Below are 6,447 nucleotides of genomic sequence, written 5' to 3' on the forward strand. Positions count from 1 at the left end.
TAAGATAATAAGTCTCTGAGGATTGGATACGAAAAACATGATTCGTCGCACCAGCTGATTGACGTTTTATACTAGCGTCTACACCAATCTGACTCCAGTTTTCACCTACCTCACGAACAAATTCACTCATAATTCCAGTTATCCCTTAGGTACATAACGCCCAGTTAAGGGGTGAAGCACGCAATGACTAAGCATCTGCATGGCACTTCAACACCGAAATCAACGCATACTAAAAATGCCACGCGTGCTGAATCCCTCTTGAACTGTTTGTTATGTTTTGGAGCCGAAGACGTCATATGCAGTGATGGCAGCCGCACCAATAGCGACTATCACCGCAAATACAGAAGCAAATAGCGTTGATTTATGGCGCTTATTATCTGCTTTCAAGTTAGCAACAACTGAAGCTAATATTGGAAACTGTATACAGTGAAGTTGACCATCAACTTTAAACTCGAATAGCTTAGCCTCAACATCTTTACTTTGCTGATATCTATAGACGTTAGCTAAATGATAATACAAACGCCCAAATACGAGCTCAGGATCGGCACCTAATTTACTAGCAACCAACTTGCAGTCAATTGGAACATATATCTTGCCTTTTCGAACGTAGGAGTCCTTATCATAAAGCTGGAAATCGGCTTTATATTGCTCATAAATACATTCCAACAGTTCCAAGTCACTCGGATTTTTAAACACTTACCGTTTCCTCAAAAAACATAACGCCCTGTTAAGGTGTGAGCAATGCAATACCGAAGCTCCCGCATACCACCTGAAACACTGAATGCAAAGCATAGTGAAAATGCCGCGCGTTGCGAATCACTCTTAAACAGTTTGTTATAACAACGATTTCTTCGATGCTGATGTTTATGCGTTACCCTGCTCGAAAGCTAAAATATTCTCGAATGCTATCTTGAAGTAAAGCTCATAGCTGTTTTGCTCTACATACCCTAAATGTGGGGTAGCCGTAACGTTTGGTAATGACAATAAAGGCTCGTTATCAAGCGATGCCGGTTCATTGTCAAATACATCAACGGCAGCTCGCTTAGTTGAGACCGCCGCCAGCTCGTTGTATAGCGCAGAGTTTTCTACAAGCTCTGAGCGACTAATGTTTACAAATAAAGAGTCGGGCTTCATTAAGCTCAAGTCCTGAGCTGTTACGCACGCCCTAGTTATTTCATTCAGACGTAAGTGAAGTGACACAATATCCGAACCAGAGAAAAATGCTTCCTTTGAAGCGACAGCTTCAAAGCCATGTTCAAGCGCAAGATTTCTAGATTCCTCACTTCCCCAAACAGCCACTGACATTTCAAATGCTTTTGCATATTGGGCAATTCGTTGTCCAATTTTTCCGTAGCCCCAAATACCAAGCTTCAAGCGCTTTAGAGTTCGACCTAAACCAAGCACCCCAGAGTTTTGCCATTTATCATTTTGGAGATTAGCTGAATAAGTTGGTACGTGGCGACTTGCCGCCATAATCAGCGCCCAAGCTAATTCCGAAGGAGCAACAGGAGAGCCACGCCCCTCCAACACCTTTACTCCATACTTTTCGCATAGGTGGACATCAATATGATTGCTGACTTTACCTGTTTGACTGATAACTTTAAGGTTAGATAACTGTGCAAGCAGTGACTCTGTAATCACTGTCCGTTCTCGGATTAAAACAAGAACCTCGGTCTCTTTTAGCTTAGCTACCAACTCCGTTTCAGGAAGTGTTTCGTTCAAGATGGACACATCGTGATGTGATAGTAATTCGAAACAATCTAACGTTCTAACTACATCCTGATAGTCATCTAAACTGTTATTTTCACGGAACTCTCCTTGTTGTTATAACGCCTCATTAAGGTGTGAGCAACGCTACTACCAAACCTTAACCATATCACCGTAAACACAAACCCCAACCTTTACACCAAAAATGCCAAGCGTTGGGAATCACTCTTAAATGCTTTGTTATTGCGCTAGTTATTACCGCAAGCCAAAGCACCCTTGATGCTGCTAACATTTTTCAATGTATTATCGAGCAATAAAGGAACTGATATAATGCGAGACTTGATCAAAGCAAAGTCAAAGCTTGAACTACCAGAAGGCATGCTTTCAAGCGTAATAGATGCTATGGCAGATTTGCACCCACAGCTACCTATATTTTTTTCTAGTGTCAGCTTCATATCTACTAGAGTTAGATTGTTACGGTCATAAGTATCGCTAGTATCAATAGAAACACAATTTGAAAGTGTATTCTCGAAGTCAACGAAACTACTTGCAGTCTGCTGCGCGAACGACAAAAAGGGGAGGCAACAGAATAATAAAATACAGATTCTAGCCAACATAAGTTCCACCATTAGTTTTTACATTCGGTTGGTATTTGATACTTAACATAAGCTTCCGAGCATCTGTTTTTTTGATAAACGCTCTAAGTTCATTGAAGAAGCGTCCTTCCACTTCGATACAGCCATGGCTGTATCCTTTAGTTGAATCATGAAGGTAAAAGCCACTTCTCGAAGGTCTGCATCTTTTTTTGGTAACCTCGTCGTATGGTTCAAAGCGCACCCGATTATAGCCCCAGTTAGCCCAGTAAGGATCACACTCGCCTGCGCTTTCTCCACGCGGTATTTCTTGAACCTGCCATGATGGTTTAAGCACACAAAAGCCAGAACCATCATCTTCAGCCAAAGCTCCCAATATAAGAGGAATATAGTATTTTCCCTCTGGGACAGGACCTTTATCTGGAATACACTGGTCTTCAGGGTATTGATAACCCTTCATTCCAGAAGTCGCTTTAAAGGTACCGCGCCCGTGCCACTTCAGCTCTGTTCCTGTATAAACCAAACTCTCCATGTGTAACTCTTTTTCACTTTGAAAAGGCAAATATTCACTCAAATGAATAACGAATTAAACTGTATGTTTTAGTTTAATTTATCGCATCTTATGCCAGAGACAGGCGGTAATTGAAATTGCGATCAATGCAACACTATCGCCTAGCGCTATAACGCCCAGTTGAGGGGGGAAGCACGCAATAACCAAGTTTCTGCATGGCACTTCAACACCGAAACCAACGCATACCAAAAATGCCACGCGTGCTGAATCCCACTTGAACTGTTTGTTAGTACGCTGCCCCTAAAGCCTTTGGCACACGCCAAGATATTGAAATATAGCACGAAATTTATGGCTTAAAACACTGAAACCAAACGGACAGCTGCCAAATTGAAAACTAGCGTCAAAACGTAAGTTGGCTAAGAGAAAAACATGCCTAACTACCCTTTTTTACCGGTTTCAAATTAGCAAAGGATACGATCACGGAACTCAACCGCAGCGACAATAAAACTACATTTTTGCTGCTGAAACCAACAACATCAAAGAAGGCGCGCCAAAGAAATAGCCCAAAAGTTAGAAACCGTAAACGGTGAAGTCAAAGCAAACTCAACTCATATAGTGCCACCGGAAAGAACGTGAAAGGCACAGTTTTTCAGGTGTAAAGCAAAGCGGAGAAACCGATAAACTCCGAAGATTTTAACTTTTGATGCTAAGCATTAAGGTGTGAGCAACGCTACCACGAAACCTAATCATACCACCGTAAACACAAAACCCAGCGATGGAGTAAAAATGCCACGCGTTGGGAATCACTCTTAAATGCTTTGTTAGCCTTTAGTTTTAATCTTCTACCCAAATATCATTAGGGAGATCTTTTTTATTGGTTGGAGGCAATTCTCTATCAGAATTCTCTGGCCACTCTGGGGATAACGCCATTTTGATATCATCGGCATCTACATAGGCTATAATTTCAACCTGCTGATCTGTCTCCCACACCTCTCCACTCCACAGCATGAAGTCATATCTACCTATAGATTGCCCCAACTTCAGTGCTACAAAGTAAATGCCGGGAGTTGGTGGTGTGCCTTTTTTCCAGTTTAAAGTGGTTTTCATATTTGTTCCTATAAATTTTTATTGCTAAAGCTATCAGCAATATCAGACATTTCCAATAAATATAATAGGTTATTTTTGTAGGCGTGATGAGCATTATCTAGCAAACCAATAAGTAAATAGCAATTGTCATCAAAATAGTTACTAGAATAGATAAGAGCTGTATTGCTAGTTTTATCAAATGCAAACTTCTTCAAGTTCCAACGCTTGGACGTTTTATCTTTTATATGTATATGTCGCAACCCGGATAATCGAAGCTTTTCGGGAAAATCAAACGTCGTATCTCTCCCAAAATCATGTGGTTGCACACCTTTTTCCTTGTGCTCACGAAACTTGTTTTTTAAAGCCTCATAAACATCAGGGGAGAGCGAATCTTTAAACGGCTTATAAGCAAATATTCTATTCACTATTCCTCTTCCACAATGAGTATAGTTTTTGCTATCTCAGCTCGTGACAATATTTTTCTCTTTGAGTTGGCCGCAGCAGAAATAATCCGCACCTTGTCATGCAACGGATCTCCTGAATAAGTTACACATTGAGATTTTGATTTTAATAATACAATAGGTCGATTTTTTATTTTCATTTGTTGATCTCCTTTTCTCGAGAGATCGAAGATATTCAGTCCAAACTTATTTACCTATTTGTCAATCGTCGATATGCGACAAAACCAATGACTACTGTGTAACACAATGAAATACGTAGCTGAGTTCGGTAAAAAGGCTAACGCCCAATTAAGGGGTGAACAACGCTTCCACCCAACCTAAAGCATTGTGCCATAAACACTAAATTTGAAGTAGAAGCAAAAATGCCGAGCGTTGTGAATCCCTCTTAAATTGCTTGTTAAGTGCCTATTTGCGCCATATGCAATTGTGGTATTATACATACCTTATATAGTTTAAGTCTTCGGGATTATGGCAAAAATTAATTTAGGTAAACTAGGCGAAACAGATTTTGTTAGATGGTGTACCCAAACTGGATTGATTACTAACAGCTCAAATGAAGAAGATGTCGCAGGTTGGGATTACTTAGTTGAGTTTCCAACTATGCATAGTTCTAACACCCCCAATGACAGAGCAGCACTCCCATTCGAGTGCAAAGTTCAAGTAAAAGCGACACAGAGAAAAGACAAGCGCCTTGGAATTAAATTGTCAGTTCTTCAGCGCTTGGTTAACTATAATTACCCAGCTTTTATTTCTTGAGTACACAAATCAAGCGCAACCTACTATTGAAAACGCATATTTAGTGCACATCGATGACAAGCTCATAGAGCGAACGCTCAAGAAATTGAGAGAAAACGATTTACTAGCAAAGCCGAAAGAGTTGAACAAAGTAAAACTCTCTGTCAGCTACAATGCAAGTCATCAACTACCAAACTTGAGTGGCGACGCTCTAAGACTGTCGATTGAAAACTTCTCACGCACTTGTGTTGATACATACATAAAACAAAAACAATCACTTCGAAACAACATAGGTTACCAAGATGGTGGAATCACCATGACTTGTACTTTTGGAAAAGGTAACTTCAATAAACAGCATTTCATTGAAATGTCATTAGGTCTACGAGAATCAATTGATGTGGATAGATTCGTTGTTAAAGACGAAAGATTTAATCTAGCGAATGATAAATTCATAATGTCTCAGTCAGAGTCAGGAAAACTGACCATTCGTAATGAAACTTCGAGACAATGCAAAATAAGAGTAAAAACCAGTAAGTATTCCCCTGCGATCACTTTCGATGCAGAACTAATCACACTGCCTATAAACCCTTTATTACACAAAGATGAGCAAACTTTACTGCTAAAGACTACATTATTTACATTCGTATTGGAGGGGCTAAAGCCAGGAACAAATACGAACAAAATCATGTTCACATTAGATCAGACATGCAAACTTGATGACGTACTATCAGTGCTCAAGGTTTTCTCTTTTACTAACAATGGTTTGATAATGGAAATCGAAGGTTTACATGAAACAACTATAAAGTTTGATATTGCCTTTAATCTTCCAGAACCTTATGAACAAGAATTCATCCAAAGCTTGGAAAGCATCATAAATACTTTTGAAATCGATAGAACTAGCGAAGCAAACTTTAACCACATAGCACACCAAGAAGATAACATTGTACTGATTAATAGCTTACTAAAAAACAACATTAGAGATGGTTATATAGATACTCAAGAGCCAATTCCAGATGACCCAACTGAATTCGTTTTCTTGGAAGCAATGTTTATCAACCTTGGTAAGGTCATTGTTGGTGGACTATTTGGTCTACATGCAAGCAAAGAGTCAGCAACAACATTCAAAATCGATAGAGCCGAGTTATTACAACCAATTTGCTCTTACGATTCTATTTCGGACGACGAACTCTCCAGCATATTTGAACAAACCAAGGCTCAATTCGATGATGAAGACATCTTACTTGTCACCAGAAACTGATGTACGTCGACTGAGCACTTAACGCCTTGTTAAGGTGTGAGGCACGCAATACCGAAGCCTCCGCATACCACCTTAAACACTAAAACCAACGCATAG

At 39.9% G+C, this 6,447-nt stretch carries 8 protein-coding genes; 1 reads left to right on the forward strand and 7 read right to left on the reverse strand.

Annotation, left to right across the window (positions count from 1 at the left end; translation table 11 throughout):
• Positions 1-270: 270 nt before the first annotated feature.
• From R7O13_RS23485 to R7O13_RS23520, 7 genes are all read right to left on the reverse strand, one after another.
• Positions 271-696, reverse strand: coding sequence for a hypothetical protein (locus R7O13_RS23485; RefSeq protein WP_213964751.1), 426 nt, complete (start codon positions 694-696; stop codon positions 271-273).
• 168 nt (positions 697-864) lie between these two features.
• Positions 865-1,722 carry a D-2-hydroxyacid dehydrogenase family protein gene (locus R7O13_RS23490; RefSeq protein ID WP_318304782.1) on the reverse strand — a complete coding sequence of 286 codons (858 nt, stop codon included), beginning with the start codon at positions 1,720-1,722 and terminating at the stop codon, positions 865-867.
• A 233-nt stretch (positions 1,723-1,955) separates the two neighbouring features.
• Positions 1,956-2,336: a DUF2195 family protein gene (locus R7O13_RS23495; RefSeq protein WP_307851075.1), complete on the reverse strand. Its 381-nt coding sequence runs from the start codon at positions 2,334-2,336 to the stop codon at positions 1,956-1,958.
• Positions 2,314-2,832 (reverse strand): L,D-transpeptidase family protein, encoded by a 519-nt coding sequence (locus R7O13_RS23500; RefSeq protein ID WP_213964694.1) that lies wholly within the window; start codon positions 2,830-2,832, stop codon positions 2,314-2,316. The genes R7O13_RS23495 and R7O13_RS23500 overlap by 23 nt, the downstream gene beginning before the upstream one ends.
• Positions 2,833-3,645: 813 nt before the next feature.
• On the reverse strand, positions 3,646-3,918 hold the full coding sequence (locus R7O13_RS23510) for a hypothetical protein (RefSeq protein WP_213964692.1): 273 nt from the start codon (positions 3,916-3,918) through the stop codon (positions 3,646-3,648).
• Between the two features lie 8 nt (positions 3,919-3,926).
• The gene (locus tag R7O13_RS23515) at positions 3,927-4,322 is read right to left on the reverse strand and encodes a type II toxin-antitoxin system YafO family toxin (protein ID WP_262665721.1); all 396 of its coding nucleotides are present in this window, start codon (positions 4,320-4,322) and stop codon (positions 3,927-3,929) included.
• Entirely contained in the window at positions 4,322-4,498 is a 177-nt protein-coding gene (locus tag R7O13_RS23520; RefSeq protein ID WP_154218409.1) for a hypothetical protein, read from the reverse strand. The genes R7O13_RS23515 and R7O13_RS23520 overlap by 1 nt, the downstream gene beginning before the upstream one ends.
• Before the next feature lie 551 nt (positions 4,499-5,049).
• Between R7O13_RS23520 and R7O13_RS23525 the strand changes: the two genes are divergently transcribed.
• Complete coding sequence (locus tag R7O13_RS23525) at positions 5,050-6,351, forward strand: hypothetical protein (protein ID WP_318304783.1); 1,302 nt, start codon at positions 5,050-5,052, stop codon at positions 6,349-6,351.
• Positions 6,352-6,447 lie beyond the last annotated feature (96 nt).

The organism is Vibrio sp. Y176, from assembly GCF_033438945.1.

What these genes read in the sequence shown, in the direction of transcription:
- R7O13_RS23495 (WP_307851075.1), bottom strand. Translation starts at nt 2,336, where the DNA reads ATGGTGGAACTTATGTTGGCTAGAATCTGTATTTTATTATTCTGTTGC.
- R7O13_RS23500 (WP_213964694.1), bottom strand. Translation starts at nt 2,832, where the DNA reads ATGGAGAGTTTGGTTTATACAGGAACAGAGCTGAAGTGGCACGGGCGC.
- R7O13_RS23510 (WP_213964692.1), bottom strand. Translation starts at nt 3,918, where the DNA reads ATGAAAACCACTTTAAACTGGAAAAAAGGCACACCACCAACTCCCGGC.
- R7O13_RS23520 (WP_154218409.1), bottom strand. Translation starts at nt 4,498, where the DNA reads ATGAAAATAAAAAATCGACCTATTGTATTATTAAAATCAAAATCTCAA.